This window comes from Parazoarcus sp. PS-13 R2A (assembly GCF_057621855.1).
In genome coordinates, this window is record NZ_JBYEXN010000016.1 from 75,401 (window position 1) to 94,498 (window position 19,098).

A 19,098-nucleotide genomic window follows, 5' to 3' on the forward strand; every position below is an offset into this window, starting at 1 on the left:
GATGGACGTCGGGAATCCGTGCCCGGGCGCTCATCATGGTCGAAACCAGTGTGCTTCTGACTCGACGAACAACGCCAAGTATGTAATAACCAGAGACCGTTTCAGCATCGCTGGAGTCACCCCATGTCAATGACCATTCGCTGGTCGAGCAGATTCATCGTCAGCCTGAGTGCAGTGCTTCCGATATGTGCTTCCGCCGCAGATGTGGCCGTTGCCGGAATCTTCGCCAACAAGGCGGTGCTGGTGGTAGACGGTGGTCCCCCTCGAACCTTGTCCGTTGGGCAGCGCACGCCGGAGGGGGTGCAACTCGTCGCAATCGACGGCGACACTGCCCGGATCGTTGTTGATGGCCGACGGGAAAGCGTGCGGCTGGGTGAGCGCGTCGTCAGGCGCGCTGCAGCGGAGGGCAATTCAGATGTCTACCTTGAGGGTGACAGTCAGGGGCATTTTTTTGTCAATGGACATGTCAACAATGGTGCGATCCGTTTTCTCGTGGATACGGGGGCCTCGGTCGTCTCCATCGGCCGGTCGGATGCGCGTCGTCTCGGTATCGACCTGTCCAAGGCAGAGGTGGGTGCAACCCAGACTGCAGCGGGGTTGAGAAAGGTGTGGAGGGTCAGACTGGATTCGGTCAGGGTTGGCACGCTGGTGCTGAACGATGTTGAGGCTTCAGTGCTTGAGAACGATCTCCCGCTTGCCTTGCTTGGGATGAGTTTTCTCAGCCGGATGGAGATGACGCGCGAGGGAAGCAGGCTTGTACTGCGCAAGCGCTATTGATGAGTCTGTGATTGTCGCGGAGCGACGACAGGGCGGGTGGATGGAATCAAGGAGTCACAGGTGCGGGATGTTTGTTCTGAAGCGTTGAAGCAGCGGTTGAAAGCTGCGCGGGATCTGCCCGCGGGTTCCGACTGGCCCGAAATGGCTGGGGGTGATGCGCACATGCCTGCTGCAGTGCTGGTGCCGCTGGTGCTGAGAGACAATGCTGCGTCAGTCCTGCTGACACGCCGCACAGATCATCTGCATCATCATCCGGGGCAGATCAGCTTTCCCGGCGGGCGGGTGGAGAAAGGGGATGCGTCGCCGGTCGCCACGGCGCTGCGAGAGACGCAGGAGGAAATCGGGCTGGGTGCCGATCGGGTGGAACTCATTGGCGCCCTGCCTGACTACTTTACCGGTACCGGCTTTCGCGTCACGCCGGTGGTCGGCCTTGTTCATCCGCCGTTCGAGCTGACGCTCGATACCTTTGAAGTCGCGGAAGCGTTCGAGGTGCCGCTGTCGCATTTCCTCGATCCGGGAAATCATTTGCGCCACAGCCTCGAGATTGAGGGGCGCACGCGGCACTTCCACGCGATGCCGTATGGCGATTACTACATATGGGGTGCGACCGCCGGTATGTTGATGTCGCTCTATCGAGTGCTGACCGAGGTGGATCCGGTACGGTCCTGAGCCTGGCGGAATCGCCCTGAACTGAGTCTTGCGCGGTCACCCGTCGCGGTCGATGGTTTCGCGGTTTACCGGTTTTCGTGGCCGCGCGCGTGCGAAGAAGTCACGGTGTTTGTGGTATCTTGGGTGCAAACCATTATTCACGACGACTTTTCCCCTTTTACCGAATTCGCATGACGCTTCTTTCGCTCATCATTGCCCTGCTGATCGAGCAGGTTCGACCGCTTTCCGTGCAGCAACTCGTCGTCGGGCCGTTGCGCAAGCTTGCGGGGGCGCTGGTTGTGCGTTTCAACGACGGGCAGGCCCGCAATGGGCGCATTGCCTGGGTGCTGGTGGTGGTGCTGGCGACGGTGGCGTGCGCAATCGCCTTCTTCGCGTTGTGGCACATGCATCCGCTGCTGGCCTTCCTGTTCAACATCGTGGTGCTCTACTTCACCATGGGCTTCAGGCAGGAAAGTCATTTCTTTACCGACATCCATCTTGCGTTGCGCATGGGCGAAATCGATCGCGCGCGCGCACTGTTGTCGGAATGGCGTGGTGGCCAGTACCAGGAGGCGAGTTCCAGCGAGGTGGCCAGGCTTGCGATTGAACAGGCGCTGATCGCTTCTCACCGCAGCGTGTTCGGCGTGGCGTTCTGGTTCGTGCTGCTCCCGGGGGCGAGTGGAGCGCTGATGTACCGTCTTGCGCGTTTTTTCGACGACGAATGGGGCGCTCGCACCGACAACGAGTTCGGCAGCTTCGGTCGTTTCGCGCGTCAGGCGTTCGCCGTGATTGACTGGATGCCCGCACGTCTTACCGCTGCGTCATTTTCGGTGGCGGGGGATTTCGAGGATGCGGTTTTCTGCTGGCGCACGCAGGCAATGCTGTGGCCGGACAAGTGCTCGGCTATACTGATTGCAAGCGGCGCCGGTGCATTGGGTGTGCGTCTTGGCATGCCCATACATATTTCGGGAGAGATCGTCGAGCGGCCTGAAATGGGGCTGGGAGACGAAGCCGACGCCGATTACATGCAAAGCACGGTCGGGCTCGTCTGGCGAGCACTGGTCGTGTGTCTGGTAATGCTTGCCCTGCTGGGTCTTGCGGGCTGGGTTGGCGGTTAATTTTCGAGGAGGGTGTATTGATGGCTAATCGTGAAGTCGTAGTGCTGAGTGCCGTTCGTTCCGCAGTGGGTGGCTTTAATGGCTCGCTCAAGGACATCGAGCCGGGCGAACTGGGTGGACTGGTGGTCAAGGAAGCAATCGCACGCGCTGGTGTCGATCCTGCGGCAGTATCGTTTGCTGCGGTCGGTCACTGCATCCCGACTGATTCCCGCTACGCCTATGTTGCCCGTCTCGCGTCGATCCAGGGTGGCATGAGCAAGGAATCCGTTGCGTTCGCGGTTAACCGTCTGTGCGGCTCGGCCCAACAGGCAGTTGTTAACTCCGCTCAGGCCATTCTGCTGGGCGACGCCGATTTCGCCATCGGCGGCGGCGTGGAAGTGATGTCCCGCGGGGCATACCTGATGCCTGCGCTGCGCAGCGGCGCCCGCATGGGTGACACCAAGGCGATCGACGCCATGGTCGCTGTGCTGACCGACCCGTTCGGCGTTGGTCACATGGGTATCACGGCCGAGAATCTGGCCAGCAAGTGGGACATCAGCCGCGAAGATCAGGACGCATTCGCGCTGGAGTCGCAGAATCGTGCTGCCGCTGCAATTGCTGAAGGCCGTTTCAAGAGCCAGATCGTGCCGATCACGTTCGAAACCCGTAAGGGTACGGTCGTGTTTGATACCGACGAGCATCCGCGTGCAACCACCATGGAAGCGCTGGGCAAGATGAAGCCGGCGTTCAAGAAAGACGGTTCGGTCACCGCAGGTAACGCGTCGGGTATCAACGATGCCGCCTCCTTCCTGGTGCTGGCTGAGGCTGCCAAGGCTGCCGCTGCTGGACACAAGCCGATCGCTCGCCTGGTGTCCTACGCCATTGCCGGCGTGCCGAACGAACTCATGGGTGAAGGTCCGATCCCTGCCTCCAAGATTGCGCTGCAGCGCGCTGGCCTGTCGCTGGACAAGATGGATGTCATCGAATCCAACGAAGCTTTTGCTGCCCAGTCGATCGCGGTGAACAAGGGTCTGGAACTCGATACGTCCAAGGTCAACCCCAACGGTGGCGCCATCGCACTGGGGCACCCGGTTGGTGCAACCGGTGGCGTGATCATCACCAAGCTGCTGCATGAACTGATCCGTGTGAATGGCCGCTACGGCATGGCCACCATGTGTATCGGTGGCGGTCAGGGCATCACCACGATCTGGGAACGCATCTGATCGTCAGGATTTCCTGCCTTGCAAAAACCCCGCTTCGGCGGGGTTTTTTTATGCGCCGGATTCGTGCACGCCCACCCGCTGGAGGCGCGATGCACCACATTTTGGTGCAATGCCTCGGGTATGCACTTACATGGTGCGTAAACTGATCCAAAGCTACCGTCTGATGGGTTAGCGCCTGCTTTTATGCTGGCACGTTTTTCGCTCCTATCTACTCGTCCGGAATCACAACGAGAAAGGCAGGCTTCGTGTCATGACCATCAAGAATTTCTACAACGAGATGACCGATGAGGCGGGGCGGGTTCGTCCGCACTATGCCTCTTATGCCAACTGGCTGTCCGAGATGCCCGCGGAGCGCTTGTCCCAGAAGCGGGCTGAAGCGGATGCACTGTTTCACCGGTACGGAATCACCTTTGCGGTGTATGGGGAGAATGCAGGCACCGAGCGCCTGATTCCGTTCGACATCATTCCGCGCATCATTCCCGCAGAGGAATGGACCATCCTCGCTGCAGGTCTCAGGCAGCGGGTGAAGGCGCTGAACATGTTCATCGGCGACATCTACCACGACCAGAATATCCTGAAGGCGGGGCACATTCCGCCCGAGCAGGTGCTGAACAACGCGCAGTACCGCAAGGTCATGCAGGGGGTGGATGTCGCGCGTGAAATTTACGCACATATCGCCGGGGTCGACCTCGTGCGTGCCGGCGCGGGCGAGTACTACGTACTCGAGGACAACCTTCGGGTGCCTTCGGGCGTGTCCTACATGCTCGAGAACCGCAAGATGATGATGCGGCTCTTCCCACGTCTGTTCTCGCATTACAAGGTGGCGCCGGTCGATCGCTATCCTGACATGCTGCTCAACATGCTGCGCAGCGTGGCGCCGACCGGGGTGACCGACCCGACGGTGGTTGTCATGACGCCGGGGGCGTACAACAGCGCGTATTTCGAGCATGCGTTTCTGGCACAGCAGATGGGGGTGGAGTTGGTCGAGGGGCAGGACATGTTCGTCAAGGACGATCATGTCTTCATGCGCACCACGCAAGGCCCGCAGCGCGTGGATGTGATCTACCGCAGGGTGGATGACGACTTCATCGATCCGACCGCCTTCAGGCCCGACTCCGTGCTCGGTGTGCCGGGACTGCTGGGTGCCTACCAGGCGGGCGGGGTCACCGTCACCAATGCCATCGGCGGCGGCGTGGCCGATGACAAGTCAATCTATCCGTATGTGCCCGAGATGATCCGCTTCTACCTCGGTGAGGAGCCCATCCTGCACAACGTCCCGACTTCGATGTGCCGCAAGAAGGAAGATCTGGCCTATGTGCTCGATCACCTTTCGGAGCTGGTGGTGAAAGAGGTGCACGGCTCGGGCGGTTACGGAATGCTCGTGGGGCCGGCGGCCTCCAAGGATGAAATCGAGGCTTTCCGCAAGGTGCTGGTGGCCCACCCCGAGCGCTACATTGCCCAGCCCACCCTTGCACTGTCGAACTGCCCGACCTTTGTTGAGTCGGGGATTGCGCCGCGCCATATCGACTTGCGTCCCTTCGTCCTGTCCGGTGAGGAGATCCAGCTGGTTCCCGGCGGTCTGACCCGGGTCGCGCTGCGCGAAGGTTCGCTGGTCGTGAACTCGTCGCAAGGTGGCGGAACCAAGGACACCTGGGTGCTTGAAGCGTGATGAATGGCTTGATGGAGAACAGACAATGCTGAGCCGTACTGCAGATCACCTGTACTGGATGGCCCGCTACATGGAGCGGGCAGAGAATATTGCACGGATGCTGGACGTGAATTACCGCATGTCGATGATGCCGCAGTCGCAGGTCCAGGAGGACCAGGCCTGGGGCGCAACCCTGCGGATCATGGGGCTCGAGGCGGCCTTTCACGAGCGCCACTCCGAGATAACACCCGACAATGTGCTCGATTTCATGATCTTCGAGCCCACCAACCACTCGAGCATTCGCAGCTGCCTGCTGGCTGCGCGCGAGAACGGGCATGCTGTCCGCGGAACGCTGACCTCGGAGCTGTGGGAGACTACCAACGCCACCTGGCTGAAGATGCGCGACTTCACCCGCGAAGAGTTTCTCGATGTCGGCCCCGGCGAGTTTTTCGAATGGGTGAAGTACCGCTCTCACCTGTCGCGTGGCGTCACCATCGGCACCATGCTGCAGGATGAGTCGCTGCGCTTCATCCGCATCGGCACCTTCCTCGAGCGTGCCGACAATACCGCGCGGATTCTCGACGTGAAGTACCAGATCCTGCTGCCTGCGGGCGAGTCGGAGGGCGGGGCTGCCGACTACTATCAGTGGAGCGCCTTGCTGCGCTCGGTGTCGGCCTTCGAGGTCTATCGCAAGGTGTATCGCGATCTGATCACGCCGGCGCGTGTGGCCGAGCTGCTTTTGCTGCGTGCCGACATGCCGCGTTCGCTGGCGCGCTGCATGAAGGAGGTCTATGCCAACCTTCAGGGTGTCAGCAACGCCCAGTCGGCGGAGACCGAGCGTCAGGCTGGCGAACTGGAGTCGCAACTGCGTTTTGGCAAGATCGATGACATCGTTCGTGGCGGGCTGCATAGCTACACCATGCGTCTGCTCGATCGCGTGCAGTCGCTGGGCAACCGGATTGCGGACGACTTCCTGGTGCCGGTGTCCTGACGCGGTCGCCAGGTCTGCTTGCTGAACACAGACGGGAGGCCCTTGATTGCCTCCCGTTTCATTTACCAGCCCGGATTGGCCTGTTTCGCGGCGGCGATTTCGCTGCGAATGATGCGGTAGTGCTCGAAGCGGCGGGGGTGAATCTGTCCCGCCGCGAGTGCGCCGAGGAGTGCACAGTCCGGTTCGGCCTCGTGCCTGCAGTCGCGGAAGCGGCACTTGCCAAGGTGCGGTCGAAACTCGATGAAGCTCTCGACCAGTTCATCCGTTGTCATGTGGGCAAGTCCGAAAGCCTGCAGGCCCGGACTGTCGATCAGCCAGCCTTCGCCGAGCGGATAGAGGCGCGCAAAGGTCGTGGTGTGTTTGCCGGTGTCGAGTGCGGTGGAGATCTCGCGCGTGGCGGCCTCGGCCTCGGGTATCAGCGCGTTGGTAAGCGTCGATTTGCCCATGCCGGACTGTCCGACAAGAATGCTGCGGTGCCCGGACAGGCTGGCCTTCAGCGATGCCGCGCCATCCAGCGCCGAAACCTCGAGCACCTCGTAGCCGAGTGCGGAAAACGGGGCGAGCTGATTGCGTGCTGTCTCCAGTCGATCCGTCAGATCGGCCTTGTTGAGCACGATCACTGCGGTGATGTCCTGGCTTTCCGCTGCCGCGATGCAGCGTGATATCAGCAGGTCCGAAAAGCCCGGCTCGGTGGCGACGACGATGCCGATGTGGCTCAGGTTGGACGCGATCAGTTTTTCCCGAAAGGCATCCGAGCGCCACAGCAGGTTGCGCCGTGGGTGCAGGTGCTCAATGACGCCCTGCGCGTCGCCGGCGGCGGCGATGTCGACTTCATCGCCGCAGGCAAAGCTGCTTCGTTTGCCCCGCGGATAGCAGCGCAGGCGCCCATCCGCGGTGTCCACTTCGTAGTGACGGCCAAAGGCGGCGACAACGGTGCCGGTGCTTGTTTCTGCCTGGGCGCGCTTGCGGCTGCCTGCGTTGCGAATATTCACTTGAACTTGTAGTAGTTTTTGTTCAGATAGCCGGCAATGTGCATTTCGTCTTCCGGAAACAAATCAAGATTGAGCATGGTCGTGCACGCCGTGAGTTGCTGGCTCAGGGCGCTGGGCGAATTGACGCGGCGATCAACCCGGACATAGATGTCCGAGCCGTCCTTGCCGCCGTACTTCTGTTCGTGACAGGCGACGCACAGTTTGCCGTGCATCTCGCCGCCCAGCTTGATGTCGGCTTCCGCAAACGGATCTGCGGCAGCTGGAAGGCTGAACATCAGCGTGGAGCCAAGCGCGATCAGCAGATGTTTTTTCATGTCATCCTCCTTGTTGTTCTCCGTCACGGCTCCGGGTGTGTCAGCCCTGAAGCCGTGCAATACGCACTGCAGCCGGCGGGTGTGAGTCGAAGAAGCCGGAGTACACCGGGTCTGGCGTGAGTGTCGAAGCATTGTCGCGGTAGAGCTTTACCAGCGCGCTGACCAGGTCGTTTGCCTGAGTATGGCTGGCTGCGTAGCGGTCTGCTTCAAATTCATGGCGGCGTGACCACTGACTCATCAGCGGCGTCAGGGCAAAGGTGAACCAGGGCAGCGCGAGGAAGAACAGGGCGAGCCCGGCTGCGGTGCCGGTCTGAGTCACGCCGAGGCCGTTGAAGAAGGCGGGTTGCGAGAGCAGCCATCCAAGCAGCGCAAACAGCGCGAGGCTGGCCGGGGCGAGCACCAGCAGGCGCTTGACGATGTGCTTGTGGTGAAAATGGCCGAGTTCATGTGCAAGCACGGCCTCGACCTCCTGGGGCGTGAGCTTGTCGAGCAGGGTGTCGAAGAACACGATGCGCTTTGAAGCCCCAAAGCCGGTGAAGTAGGCGTTGCCGTGCGCGGAGCGGCGCGAGCCGTCCATCACGAAAAGCCCCTTGGAGCGGAAGCCGCAGCGATCGAGCAGCGATTCGACGCGGTGCTTGAGCTGCTCGTCGGCGAGCGGGCTGAAACGGTTGAACAGCGGCGCAATGAAGGTCGGCCAGATCAGCAGGACGAGGAGGTTGAAGCCGAGCCAGACGGCCCACACCCAGACCCACCACGCTGCGCCCATTGCGGCCATCAGCCACAGCACGCCGGTGAGGAGCGGAAGGCCGATCACCGCTGCCAGCGCCGCCTGCTTGAGGCTGTCGGAGACGAACAGGGCGGGGGTCATGCGATTGAAGTTGTAGCGCTTTTCCAGGACGAAGGTACGGTACAGGGAGAAAGGCAGATCGATCACCCCGCTGATTACGCCGAGCATGGCCAGCAGCGCGACACCATGGGCGATGGAGCCTACATCGAACAGTCCTGCACAGAGGGTGCTGATGAGCTGCAGGCCGCTGCCGATGGTGAGTGCGAGTACGAAAACCGCCGAGACTGCGAGCTCGACCAGGCTGAGTCGCACCCGCTCGGCGGTGTAGTCCGCAGCCCGCTGGTGTGCCTCAAGCCCGATGCTGTCGGCAAACGCACCTGGCACAGCATTGCGGTGAGCGCGCACGTGCCGGATCTGGCGCAGCATGAGGCCCGTCTTGACGAGGAGCGTGCTGCCGAGCGCAATGAGGAAGAGTACGGTAAACAGGTGTGGGGACATCCGGGAAAGCCGACGGGAAGTGATGGACCATTATGTGACACAATCGCGGCCGGGAATGTTTCATCTCGCCGCGGACAGCCCGCCCGGCGCACGAAAGGCTCAAGGATTATGGCACAGGATCAGAATCACCTCATCTGGCTGGACATGGAAATGACCGGCCTCGAACCGGACACCGATCGCATCATCGAAATCGCGGTCGTCATTACCGACAGCGATCTCAATACCGTCGCCGAAGCACCGGTGATCGTGGTGCATCAGCCCGACAGCGTGCTCGATGCGATGGATGACTGGAACAAGAATACCCATGGCAAGTCGGGTCTGATCGATCGGGTGCGTGCGTCCACTGTCTCCGAGGCTGAAGCCGAGGCGCAGATGCTGGCGTTTCTGCAGGAATGGACGCCGTCGCGTACGTCGCCCATGTGCGGCAATTCGGTGGGGCAGGACCGTCGCTTCCTGGTGCGCTACATGCCGCAGTTCGAGGCCTGGTTCCATTACCGCAACCTCGATGTGTCGACGCTGAAGGAGCTGGCGAAGCGCTGGAATCCGGAGGTGTACAAGGGCGTCAAGAAGGCCGGGGCGCACACCGCGCTGGCCGATATTCAGGAGTCCATCGCCGAGTTGGCGCACTACCGGGACAACTTCCTGCGTCTGGGCTGACACGCTCGCACGCTGCACCTGCCTTGTTCGAGGCCAGCCGCAGTTCATGCCGCTGGCTTCGCTTCTTTTGGCGGGCCGCCGCGGCTGCGGCACGCAGAGGTTTGTCAGTCGCTGTCGGTGCGAAGGTAGAGCTGAAGCACTTCCAGCTGTTTACCGCCGCCACGCCGATACTCCCACACCCGGTGCCATCCACTGCCCGGTTTACCGTCGGCTTGGCGGCGGACGGAATAGGTCAGCAGAAGGCGGCAGGGCGTGGTGCCGTCGCGGGTGAGCGCCGGGCGAATGCCTGCATAGTAGTCGAGTGCGCTGCGTACCGCGTCGGGGAGCCCCGTGCTTGCGACACATTCAGCCTTGTGGGGGCGCAGGGCCTGCTGCAGCGACGTCACCGCCGGGCGGTAGCTGCGGCCGTAGTCGAACCAGGGCATCAGCAAGGTGACCGCCAGGCACCACAGCATGGTCATGCCCATGGCCCAGTTTGCTGTCGCGCGCGTCGTCGTGCGTGGCAGGCGCCACACCAGCACGATCCAGAGTGCGCAGATCGCAATGCCGATGGCCGGTTGCAGCAGTCCGTCGCCGTGGGTGAAGGACGGCGTTACCCGTGCGATATGGCGCGCCAGCCCGGGCGGCCATGCATAGGCCTGAGCGGTCCAGGCAATCCAGACCAGGGTGGCGAAGACCCCGAAGCTCATCACGCCAAACCAGTCGAAGGCATTGGCTGCGCCACGCCGCAGTACCGGAACGCCACCCGCGGCAAGCAGAGCGACGGAGGGAAGCAGGGGCAGGGCCGCCGTCGGTGAGAGATCGCCCTCGGCGATGATGATGCCGATCGCAATCAGCGCGGACAGCAGCGGCAGCATCCAGCGTAGTTCCAGCATTCGGCGTCGAGCGCGCCACAGTGCCCAGAGCGCGATCGGCCAGAGCGGCCACGCAAACCAGCTCAACAGTTCGACGAGACGGTTGAGGTCGCCGCCGCGCAGCGCATCGCTGGTGAGCGAGGTCCATTCCCGGTGCAGCCAGAGGGAAAGGAGTTCCGGCTCGGTCAAGTGGATGAGCAGGGGCCACAGGGCGCCCAGGATTGTTGCCAGCGAGAGACCCGCCAGCAGGCCGCCGCTGGCCCGGGGGTTGCGGCAGTCGGGGCAGGCCGTCATGACCAGAAGAAACAGCGGCAGGGTCAGGATCGCGCCACTCAGGCCGCCGGCGAGCAGTGCGAGGGCGCTGCCCAGGCCTGCCTGAAGGCTGCCGCCGACTGGCTGCTGGGGAACTCTGGCAAGCCCGTTGATCACGAGCGCAACCATCGCCATCAGGGCGAGCATTGGCTGGGTTTCGTGAGCGTGCAGTACCAGCCCGAGGCTGCCCAGGGTCAGCAGGGCTGCGGGTGTGCGCGCCGGGCGCCCGTAGAAGCGTTCGGCGGCGCGCGCAATCCAGTACACCGTCATTGCCGTGAAAACGGCGCTGGCGAGTCGTGCGCCATCGTGGGGTGGCAGGATGCTTCCGGTGAGCGTTGCCAGCAGCGCAGCGACCCAGTAATACAGCGGCGGAAAATCAGGAAAGGGCAGGCCGGCGATGGCGGGGAACAGCAGGCCTTCGCCCTGCAGCATCGAGAACACCGGGCCGAAGTGGCGTGCGTCGTCGCCGCGCCAGGGTTCGTGCCCGGTGAGGCCGGTCAGCAGGTAGAGCCCGACCAGCAGGGTCAGGCCGACAGTGCCGTAGGTTCGGCGTTGCAGTGCGGAGGGGTTGTAAGGTTCGCGGGGGGGCATTCGCGCTCGGTAGCGGTGTCGATGGGGCAGACCAGTGTCCGCAAGACCTGCATTGTATCGGCCTCGCGGAGCGCTTGCATTGTGCATGACGCGTCCGGGGGCGCAGTGGCCGCCATTTGTGCCGGGGCGGCTGGCCGGGCAACAAAAAAGGCAGCCGTGGCTGCCTTTTTGTGATGCGCTATCGCTGTTACGCGACGGCGATTCAGCTTGCGCGCTGTACGTTGCCGTACTTTTGACGGAAGCGCTCGACGCGACCGGCGGTGTCGACGATCTTCTGCTTGCCGGTGTAGAACGGGTGGCACTCGGCGCACACTTCAACGTGCAGTTGCTGCTTGCCGATGGTCGAACGGGTGACGAACGTGTTGCCGCAGGAGCAGGTCACGTCGACGTCTTTGTAATTGGGATGGATTTCCGCTTTCATGTCAGATCCTGAGTACGGCGGGCGGCGGTTGTGACCACCCTAAATTGAAAACACGCGATTATCCTCGACTCTTCCACGCATGGCAAGCGCGCAATGATCTGGCTTCGTTTACAATGCGCTGCTTTTCCAACACCCGACCGCGAGAGACACTTTGCGCCTGCTGCTTGCGCCGATGGAAGGTTTGCTGGACGACGTGCTGCGCGCCGTATTGAGCCGTATCGGCGGCTATGACTGCGCAGTGAGCGAATTCGCACGCGTGTCCGGTTCGGTGCTGCCGCACCGCTGTTTCCGTCGCATTGTGCCCGAACTCGATCACGGCAGCAGGGCCGTCGGCGGCATGCCGGTGCGTGTTCAGTTGCTCGGCTCCGACCCGGTGGCAATGGCTGACAATGCTGCACAGCTCGCCTTGCTCGCACCGGCTGCGGTCGACCTCAACTTTGGATGCCCCGCACCGACGGTCAATCGTCACCGCGGTGGTGCGGTACTGCTCGACGAACCCGAATTGCTGCATGACATCGCGCGTGCCGTGCGCGCAGCACTGCCCTCCGACATGATGCTGACCGCCAAGATGCGACTCGGCGTGGTGGACAAGGGGCGTGCGCTCGAATGTGCGCAGGCGCTGACCGCGGGCGGTGCGTCCGAGCTCGTGGTGCACGCCCGCACCAAGGTCGAGGGCTATCGTCCGCCCGCACACTGGGAGTGGGTGGGCAGGATCGCCGATGTGGTGTCCGTGCCCGTCGTCGCCAATGGAGAGGTGTGGACCGCGGCCGACTGGGCGCGCTGTCGGGCGGTGTCGGGCGCGACTGACGTGATGCTCGGGCGCGGGGCCGTCAGCGACCCCTTTCTCGCTCGACGTATTCGCCTCGGTCAGGACGATGATGCCGGGGTGCGTGCGGCCGAGTGGGCCTTGCTTGCCCCCCTTATTGCCGAGTTCCGCGACCGGGTGGTTGTAAAGGTGGCCGCTCACCACGCGCCGGGGCGTATCAAGCAGTGGCTGAACATGCTCCGGCGCCGCTACGAGCAGGCCGAGACGCTTTTCATGCAGATCCGCCCGCTGAAGACGCTGGCCGAGATCGACCAGGTACTGGTGAGCCGGGGCATTCTCGGCGAACCCGCCCAGCTTGCAGCCTGACCAAACACGAGACAGCCTTCCTTGAGTTACGCAAATTCCACCATTCCGGTGAGCGCCCAGCAGGGCGTGCACGACAGGCTCGCCGAGCAGGTGGCCCGCCACCTCGCCGAGCCCTTTCGCAAGCCGATAAACGATTACAACCGCGACGCCTTCGAGGCCAGCCTTTCGGGATGGGACCGGCAGGCGCCGCTGATCCTGGATGCAGGCTGTGGCGTGGGTCACAGCACCATTCAGCTCGCGCGCAGCTTTCCCGATCACTGGGTGATTGGCGTCGATCAGTCGCAGGACCGCCTGTCCCGTCGCAAGCCTTATCCCGATGCGCTGATGCCGAAGAACATGGTCTTCGTGCGCGCGGATCTGGTGGATTACTGGCGCCTGCTGCATGCCGCCGATCTGCGCCTGGCACGGCACTACATCCTCTATCCCAACCCCTGGCCCAAGATCGGGCACCTGACCCGGCGCTGGCATGCCCATCCGGTGTTCCCCTTCATTCCGCAGCTCGGGGGCGTACTCGAGCTGCGCAGCAACTGGTCGGTGTATGTCGAGGAGTTCGCTGCGGCGCTGGGGCAGGTGCTGGGGCAGGAAGTGCCGTGGGAGTCCTTCGAGGCGCCGGTGCCGCTGACCCCCTTTGAGCGCAAATATCGTGATTCCGGTCAGACCCTGTATCGTCTGATCATCGACCTGAAATGAACCCCCGGCAGTCTGGATTGCATATGCAACCGATGCCATCGCCCTGCTTACCCTGGAGAAACACATGACCACCGATTCGGGCAACCCGCACCTGATGTCTGACGAGGAGTTCGAGGAGCTGGAAGAAATGCTCACCTCGGATATCGTCCCCGAGGACTGCATGAACCTCGAAATGCTCGACGGCTTTCTGGCCGGCGTGCTGCTCTCGCCGCAGCCGATTCCGGTAGAGCGCTGGCTGCCGGCCGTGTGGTCTGCACACGAGGAGGGCATGAGCTTTGGCTCGGGCAAGGGCGTGCAGAAAGCCATCCGGCTGGTGCTGTCGTATTACAACGAGATGGCGACCACGCTGGGGCTCGATGACGATGACGAAAGCTGCTGGGAGCCGTTCTGCTTTGCGATCACCGACGTCGACACCATCAAGCTCGGCGACGAGTGGGTGGAGGGTTTCACCCAGGGGCTGGACGCATGGCGCAAGGACTGGCGTGAAGGCCTGCCTGAGGACGCAGTCGAAGCGGTACGCGAAACCCTGAACACGGTCCTCTCGCCGTGGACCGAAGACGGTGCCGATGCAGTCGACGACGACACGCGGCTGGGCTGGCTCGCGGCGATGGGCGAGGCGGCCAACGACATCTTCTCGCACTGGCGCGATATGGACCTGCCCGCGCCGCAGCCGCTGCCCGTCGATGCACCGCCGGGCCCCTCGACCGCCGGGGCGGGCCGCAATGACCCTTGCCCCTGCGGTAGCGGCAAGAAATTCAAGAAATGTTGTGGTGCGACTGCCGAGTAAGCGCTGAATGTGGCAAGGCGCCGCGCACCATGCGGCGTCTTGCGCCCTGTGCCGGGTGCGGCGTGTGGTGCCGATCCGGTTTGTGCAGATGCCCGCTTTGGCGTGGCTGCACGTCGGTCGCGGCGATCGCATGTCTGCCTGATGAATTGTCCGAAACATTTCTGCAAATTGTGTTTGCAAGCAGCTGAAATAAAAGAATAAATAGTGCTTGCGCAATGTCCGGCAATGGCTAGAATGCCGTCGCCGGATTTGATGGCCTGATCATGCCCACACGACTGCTGTACGAGTATGTGGCCTGCATGACGCCAAGTCGATCCGGAGGCGGTCCCGTTCGGGAACGTTCTTCATCTCGTCGACGGGTTTGCCATGGATAGTTTCAATCCCTGCCTTGATTGCGGCATCTGCTGCACCCATTTCCGCATTTCCTTCTACTGGGGTGAGGCTGACGACGCACCTGGCGGCTTCGTTCCTGCGGCCATGACCGAGAAGCTCAATTCCTTCATGCGCTGCATGAAGGGCAGCAATGATGCGAATCGCCGCTGTTCAGCACTCGAGGGCACGCTCGGTCAGCAGGTTTCGTGCTCGATCTACGAGAACCGTCCGACTCCGTGCCGCGAGTTTCCGGTGTATTTCGACGACGGCACCCCCAACCCGAAGTGCGACGAATTGCGCGCCAAGATCAATCTGCCACCCTTGCCGAACCCGCATCCCTCGCGCGTGACCGTGGCTGCAGCAGATCCGGCGGCCGAGGTTTCCACCGCCTGAGCCGCGACCCTGCGGCGCTGAGCCCGCCTTCGCGCTTGCCGCGGCGCGTGTTCAGCGCCGCTGCTGCGCCACGGCGGTCAGCAGGGCGAGCGGTCCATGCGCGCGCAGCTGTTCGATCTGTTCCTTGCGGCGGACAAACAGCGAACCGGCGAAGCCCAGCGCATTGACCGAGATATCATCGATTTTTTCCTGGCTGCGCGGCACGACCAGCAGCCAGTCACGCGTCAACAGCAGGTTGTACGGCGGCATTGGCTCGGCGCTGAAGGGCATCTCCAGGGCCGTGCATGCACGCACAAAAGCCGCGTGGAGTTGCTCGCCGGCATCAGCTGACGCTGTCCACACCTTGGCGTCGAGGCGCACGAAGCGGTGGCGCCACGGAAGTGCCGGGTTCTCACCGATCAGTGTGTCGGCGCCAAGCGTGCGGGTGAAGCCGGGCAGGCTGCCGGTGCTCGGAACCCATTGCAGGTGTTTGTGCGGCTGACTGGAGCCCGCCACCGCGCCGCCGTTGTAGAAGCCGAGGCCCCCATGTGCATGCATGACCCGTGCCAGTGCGGAGAAGTCCGCCACCCTGAGCGGTGCAGTCTGGGCCTCGAAGTGGCGGGTGATGATCAGCAGGTGGCGTTCGATGACGGGGTACTTGTTGAGCACCGCCAGATGGTCCGGGCCCAGCGGCGCTACGGTCAGCGTGGGCTCCGGGGGCAGGAAGGGGTTGAAGTCGGGGGTGCGGCGGGTCACCGCCTCGACACGGGCAGCGTTCTTGCGTTCAAGCGATGAAACCCAGCGCACGGAAAAGTCGAAGCCACCATCGTTGAGTACGATCTTCTCGGTGCTGATCGGTTGCAGGGTGCCTGCAGCGAGTGCATTCAGGGTGCAACGGTCGCTCAGCTCGAGCAGGCTGGAGGCCGGGGTTGATGGCGAACTGGTCATCGGGACGAACACTGGGAGACAATGCCCGCCATTGTGACATGAGGCTCGTGGCTTTTAAGCACTTGCGGGCAGCGTGTCATCGACCTGAACGATGAGAGAACTGAAATGACGACGACGTTTGCGGTGCGCGGTGACTACATTCAGCTGGACCAGCTGCTGAAGGCTGCCAATCTGGTGAGTTCGGGTGGGGAAGCACATGCTGCGGTCGAGGCCGGACTGGTGAAGGTCGATGGCCGCCCAGAGTCGCGCAAACGCGCAAAGCTGCGGATCGGACAGAAGGTGCATTTCAACGGTGAGGACGTGTTGCTGGTGGCAGAGGGCTGAGCACGCACGCCGCAGCGAGCGTCACGGGTTACGGCAGGTGACGGTTGCTCGGCTGTTTTTTCCGTTGCGCAAGCTTCTCCCAGATCCAGCCGCCGGGGAGGTCGGTGCCGGTAAGGATGTAGTTCAATGAGTGTTCGTTGGCGATATTGAAGCCGAAGCGGCCGCGTGCCCCGGGCCTGCCGGCGAGCAGCAGTTCGTCGCCCGGTCGCACCGCGGTGTTTGCGGCCGGTATCACGAGGTCGTCGTCGTCATCCCGCACCAGGTAGAGCACCTCGCAGGCCAGGAATTCATTACGGTTGCCATGCGAGCGCAGCAACTGGTCGATCGTGATCGTTTCGCCCCGCATCAGCCGGCGGTAAAGGGCCGGCGCACGGCTCAGGTTGATGCGCTCGCTCCAGACATCGGGCACGGTCCAGCCCAGGCGGCGCGTCATGCGATCGAGTAGCCAGGCGCACCATTCTTCGTCGCGGCTGCGAATCTCGTCGAGAAACGGTGCCAGCAGCGGCGTGCTCAGAATGGCGAGGCATTCATGGGCAATGATCTCGCTGGGAACCACGGTGATGTCCGACTCGAAGGCGCCGTACAGGGCGCGGTTGGCATAGTGGTTCTGGCGCAGGATGACGAACAGGTTCTTGTTGAGCTCACGCGCGGTCACCGCGATGGACAGGTTGTCCACGTCCGAGCTGGTGCCCGCCACGATGCCGACGGCGTCCTTGATGCCGGCCTCAAGCAGGGCCACCGCGCCGGTGCCATCACCCTGAACCCAACGGTGCGTGGCGTCATCCGGCGGTTGGCGGTCGATGATGGTCACTGGCACCGCCTCCGAGTCCATCGCGTCCACCATGAGCTTGCCAAAGCGTCCGTGACCGCACAGCACCCAGGAACCTCGCGGCGGTTCCCGGTGGCGCTCTACGGTTGTGCCTGGCAGGCCGGTGAGCCAGCCCAGCAGTTGCCACGCGGCCGGTGCATGCAGTGCGAGCGCGAGTGTGTCGCCGAATTTCTCGAACGGGTTGATGATGTGCGGCGTGCCGAACGATGCCATGTTTGCCGCGGTCTCAAGGGCTTCCGCGCGCGCCATGACCGGCAGGCGCGGCGCCAGCAGACGGGCTGCAATGGCGATGGCGAGATTGGCGCTGTCGTCGTTGGTGAGCGCGATGACCCCGATGCAGCTTTCATGGGTCAGGCCGGCATAGCGCAGCGTCTCGGGGTTGCTGGCATCAGCGGTGAGGAAGGGGACGTCTGCAGCGTAGCTGTGGAGGTCGATTTCGCCCACCTTGGATTCTTCACGCTCGATGACGACCGAACGGTAGCCCAGGCGGTCGAGCGCGTGGCAGATCAGACGGCCGGTCTCGCCATAGCCGCATATCAGGTAAAAGGGTTCGCCGAGGTGCTGGACGGCGCGGACGAAGCGCTGCGTCGCGATCGCCTGCTGCAGGTTGCGGTCCGACAGAATGGCGAACACCGTGCCGAGGGTGTAGGCCCACCCGACCACCGATAGGTAGATGCAGACCAGCACCCAGAGCCGCTGCTGATCCGAGAACGCATAGGGAATCTCGCCAAACCCGATCGTGGTTGCGGTGTAGCTGGCGAAGTACAGCGCATGGAAGAAGCTCAGGTAATGAGGGCGTCCGTCGCCATCGACGCCTGGCGCGAGTGTGAGCCCGAGCACGGTCATCGCGACGATCGAGATCAGCAGGATCAGCGGCAGTCTCAGCCGCCGCATGATCAGGAAGAAGACGCTATGGTGCCGCGCCAGCGGTTCGAACGGAGGTTCGTTCATCAGCGACGCTGCATGATGGTTTCGGCGATCAGGATCACGACCGACACGACGTTTGCGAACAGGGCGCCGCCCGACAGCGAGACGACGCGTGCGGTCATCTCGGGCGTCAATCCGCTCGCGGCGATGTGTGCGGCGTAACCCCAGACCATGGCTGCGGCAATGAGCTGCAGGTCGGCCACCAGACTGGTTGCAAGATGGATGGCGCCAATCTGTGTGCGGTCGCCGAACTTGAGCATGGTGGCGATCAGGCTGACGACGATCGCGGCAAAGAGCTCATAGATGTCGTGGTGTCCGGGGTCGGCAATATCGCCGACAAAGAAGCCGAAGTTCAGTGTGGCAGCGAGCAGGATGAAGAAACCGAAGATGACTTTTTCGAGGTTCATGTTGTTCTCGTTGGCGAGGCTTCGGGGTTGATGCAGCGGATTATAGGGTGGCTTCAGCGGTTCTTGTCCGCATCGTGCATGTCGCCGTCAAGGTAGAGCCAGCGTCCGTCCTCGCGCACGAAGCGGCTGGTTTCGTGCAGCCGGTGGGCACGTCCGCCCACCTTGTAGCGTGCAAGGAACTCGACTTCGGCATGTGCTTCGTCCGTCTGCCGGTGTGCACGCACCTGCAGCCCGATCCATTTTGGCAGCGGAGCGGTGTCGAACAGCGGCGGTGCCGGACGGGTCGATACGTGCCAGGTCGCCAGCAGATAGGCTTCGTTCTCAAGCACATAGGCCGAGTAGCGCGAGCGCATCAGCGCCTCGGCAGTCTGTGGGCTGAGCGTGCCGTCAATGGCCGGGCCGCAGCAGGCGCTGAAGTCCTTGCCGGATCCACAGGGGCAGGGGGTGGGTTTCATCTTGTTACCGGTGATGTCGAGTGCCCATTTTGCCCCATCAGGCTG

21 protein-coding genes are annotated in these 19,098 nt (G+C 62.8%); 12 read left to right on the plus strand and 9 right to left on the minus strand.

The features are described from left to right. The first annotated feature begins 123 nt into the window (after positions 1-123). The 6 genes from AC22G6_RS15140 to AC22G6_RS15165 all read left to right on the plus strand — a co-directional run bounded on the left by AC22G6_RS15140 (position 124) and on the right by AC22G6_RS15165 (position 6,384). The gene (locus AC22G6_RS15140) at positions 124-777 is read left to right on the plus strand and encodes a retropepsin-like aspartic protease family protein (RefSeq protein ID WP_487367442.1); all 654 of its coding nucleotides are present in this window, start codon (positions 124-126) and stop codon (positions 775-777) included. Between the two features lie 141 nt (positions 778-918). Then, on the plus strand, positions 919-1,446 hold the full coding sequence (locus AC22G6_RS15145) for a CoA pyrophosphatase (RefSeq protein ID WP_487367475.1): 528 nt from the start codon (positions 919-921) through the stop codon (positions 1,444-1,446). 170 nt (positions 1,447-1,616) lie between these two features. Beyond that, positions 1,617-2,543: a CobD/CbiB family protein gene (locus AC22G6_RS15150; RefSeq protein ID WP_487367443.1), complete on the plus strand. Its 927-nt coding sequence runs from the start codon at positions 1,617-1,619 to the stop codon at positions 2,541-2,543. Between the two features lie 20 nt (positions 2,544-2,563). Continuing rightward, positions 2,564-3,745: an acetyl-CoA C-acyltransferase family protein gene (locus AC22G6_RS15155; RefSeq protein ID WP_108948866.1), complete on the plus strand. Its 1,182-nt coding sequence runs from the start codon at positions 2,564-2,566 to the stop codon at positions 3,743-3,745. Positions 3,746-3,995: 250 nt separating this feature from the next. Next, positions 3,996-5,414: a circularly permuted type 2 ATP-grasp protein gene (locus AC22G6_RS15160; protein WP_487367444.1), complete on the plus strand. Its 1,419-nt coding sequence runs from the start codon at positions 3,996-3,998 to the stop codon at positions 5,412-5,414. A 25-nt stretch (positions 5,415-5,439) separates the two neighbouring features. After that, positions 5,440-6,384, plus strand: a complete 945-nt coding sequence (locus AC22G6_RS15165) for an alpha-E domain-containing protein (RefSeq protein WP_108948864.1) — start codon at positions 5,440-5,442, stop codon at positions 6,382-6,384. A 62-nt stretch (positions 6,385-6,446) separates the two neighbouring features. On the opposite strand, the gene rsgA is transcribed toward AC22G6_RS15165, so the two are convergent. From rsgA to AC22G6_RS15180, 3 genes are read right to left on the minus strand one after another with little or no spacing between them, the layout of a single operon-like run. After that, positions 6,447-7,370 carry a ribosome small subunit-dependent GTPase A gene (rsgA, locus tag AC22G6_RS15170; protein WP_487367476.1) on the minus strand — a complete coding sequence of 308 codons (924 nt, stop codon included), beginning with the start codon at positions 7,368-7,370 and terminating at the stop codon, positions 6,447-6,449. Positions 7,371-7,372: 2 nt separating this feature from the next. Then, positions 7,373-7,690 carry a cytochrome c gene (locus tag AC22G6_RS15175; protein ID WP_487367445.1) on the minus strand — a complete coding sequence of 106 codons (318 nt, stop codon included), beginning with the start codon at positions 7,688-7,690 and terminating at the stop codon, positions 7,373-7,375. A gap of 40 nt (positions 7,691-7,730) precedes the next feature. After that, on the minus strand, positions 7,731-8,975 hold the full coding sequence (locus AC22G6_RS15180; protein WP_487367446.1) for a M48 family metallopeptidase: 1,245 nt from the start codon (positions 8,973-8,975) through the stop codon (positions 7,731-7,733). Between the two features lie 108 nt (positions 8,976-9,083). On the opposite strand from AC22G6_RS15180, the gene orn reads away from it, so the two are divergent. Then, a complete protein-coding gene (gene orn / locus AC22G6_RS15185) occupies positions 9,084-9,632 on the plus strand; it encodes an oligoribonuclease (RefSeq protein WP_108948861.1) in 549 nt (182 codons plus the stop codon). A gap of 104 nt (positions 9,633-9,736) precedes the next feature. On the opposite strand, the gene AC22G6_RS15190 is transcribed toward orn, so the two are convergent. After that, positions 9,737-11,389, minus strand: a complete 1,653-nt coding sequence (locus AC22G6_RS15190; protein ID WP_487367447.1) for an ArnT family glycosyltransferase — start codon at positions 11,387-11,389, stop codon at positions 9,737-9,739. 202 nt (positions 11,390-11,591) lie between these two features. Next, positions 11,592-11,810, minus strand: coding sequence for a 50S ribosomal protein L31 (gene rpmE / locus AC22G6_RS15195; protein WP_108948859.1), 219 nt, complete (start codon positions 11,808-11,810; stop codon positions 11,592-11,594). A gap of 151 nt (positions 11,811-11,961) precedes the next feature. Here rpmE and AC22G6_RS15200 point away from each other — a divergent pair, with 151 nt between their 5' ends. From AC22G6_RS15200 to AC22G6_RS15215, 4 genes are all read left to right on the plus strand, one after another. After that, positions 11,962-12,942: a tRNA-dihydrouridine synthase gene (locus AC22G6_RS15200; protein WP_487367448.1), complete on the plus strand. Its 981-nt coding sequence runs from the start codon at positions 11,962-11,964 to the stop codon at positions 12,940-12,942. A gap of 21 nt (positions 12,943-12,963) precedes the next feature. Continuing rightward, on the plus strand, positions 12,964-13,632 hold the full coding sequence (gene trmB, locus AC22G6_RS15205) for a tRNA (guanine(46)-N(7))-methyltransferase TrmB (RefSeq protein WP_487367449.1): 669 nt from the start codon (positions 12,964-12,966) through the stop codon (positions 13,630-13,632). A gap of 64 nt (positions 13,633-13,696) precedes the next feature. Next, positions 13,697-14,419 (plus strand): UPF0149 family protein, encoded by a 723-nt coding sequence (locus AC22G6_RS15210; protein ID WP_487367450.1) that lies wholly within the window; start codon positions 13,697-13,699, stop codon positions 14,417-14,419. A gap of 366 nt (positions 14,420-14,785) precedes the next feature. Continuing rightward, positions 14,786-15,184, plus strand: coding sequence for a YkgJ family cysteine cluster protein (locus AC22G6_RS15215; protein ID WP_487367451.1), 399 nt, complete (start codon positions 14,786-14,788; stop codon positions 15,182-15,184). Between the two features lie 51 nt (positions 15,185-15,235). Here AC22G6_RS15215 and AC22G6_RS15220 read toward each other — a convergent pair whose 3' ends face one another. After that, the gene (locus tag AC22G6_RS15220) at positions 15,236-16,111 is read right to left on the minus strand and encodes an ATP adenylyltransferase family protein (RefSeq protein WP_487367452.1); all 876 of its coding nucleotides are present in this window, start codon (positions 16,109-16,111) and stop codon (positions 15,236-15,238) included. Positions 16,112-16,216: 105 nt separating this feature from the next. Between AC22G6_RS15220 and AC22G6_RS15225 the strand changes: the two genes are divergently transcribed. Next, positions 16,217-16,435, plus strand: coding sequence for an RNA-binding S4 domain-containing protein (locus AC22G6_RS15225; protein ID WP_487367453.1), 219 nt, complete (start codon positions 16,217-16,219; stop codon positions 16,433-16,435). A 28-nt stretch (positions 16,436-16,463) separates the two neighbouring features. On the opposite strand, the gene AC22G6_RS15230 is transcribed toward AC22G6_RS15225, so the two are convergent. The 3 genes from AC22G6_RS15230 to AC22G6_RS15240 are packed head-to-tail and all read right to left on the minus strand — an operon-like array spanning position 16,464 to position 19,053. Then, complete coding sequence (locus AC22G6_RS15230; protein ID WP_487367454.1) at positions 16,464-18,215, minus strand: NAD-binding protein; 1,752 nt, start codon at positions 18,213-18,215, stop codon at positions 16,464-16,466. After that, complete coding sequence (locus tag AC22G6_RS15235) at positions 18,215-18,598, minus strand: DUF6394 family protein (RefSeq protein WP_487367455.1); 384 nt, start codon at positions 18,596-18,598, stop codon at positions 18,215-18,217. The genes AC22G6_RS15230 and AC22G6_RS15235 overlap by 1 nt, the downstream gene beginning before the upstream one ends. A 53-nt stretch (positions 18,599-18,651) precedes the next feature. Then, positions 18,652-19,053 (minus strand): YchJ family protein, encoded by a 402-nt coding sequence (locus AC22G6_RS15240; protein WP_487367456.1) that lies wholly within the window; start codon positions 19,051-19,053, stop codon positions 18,652-18,654. Between the last annotated feature and the right edge of the window lie 45 nt (positions 19,054-19,098).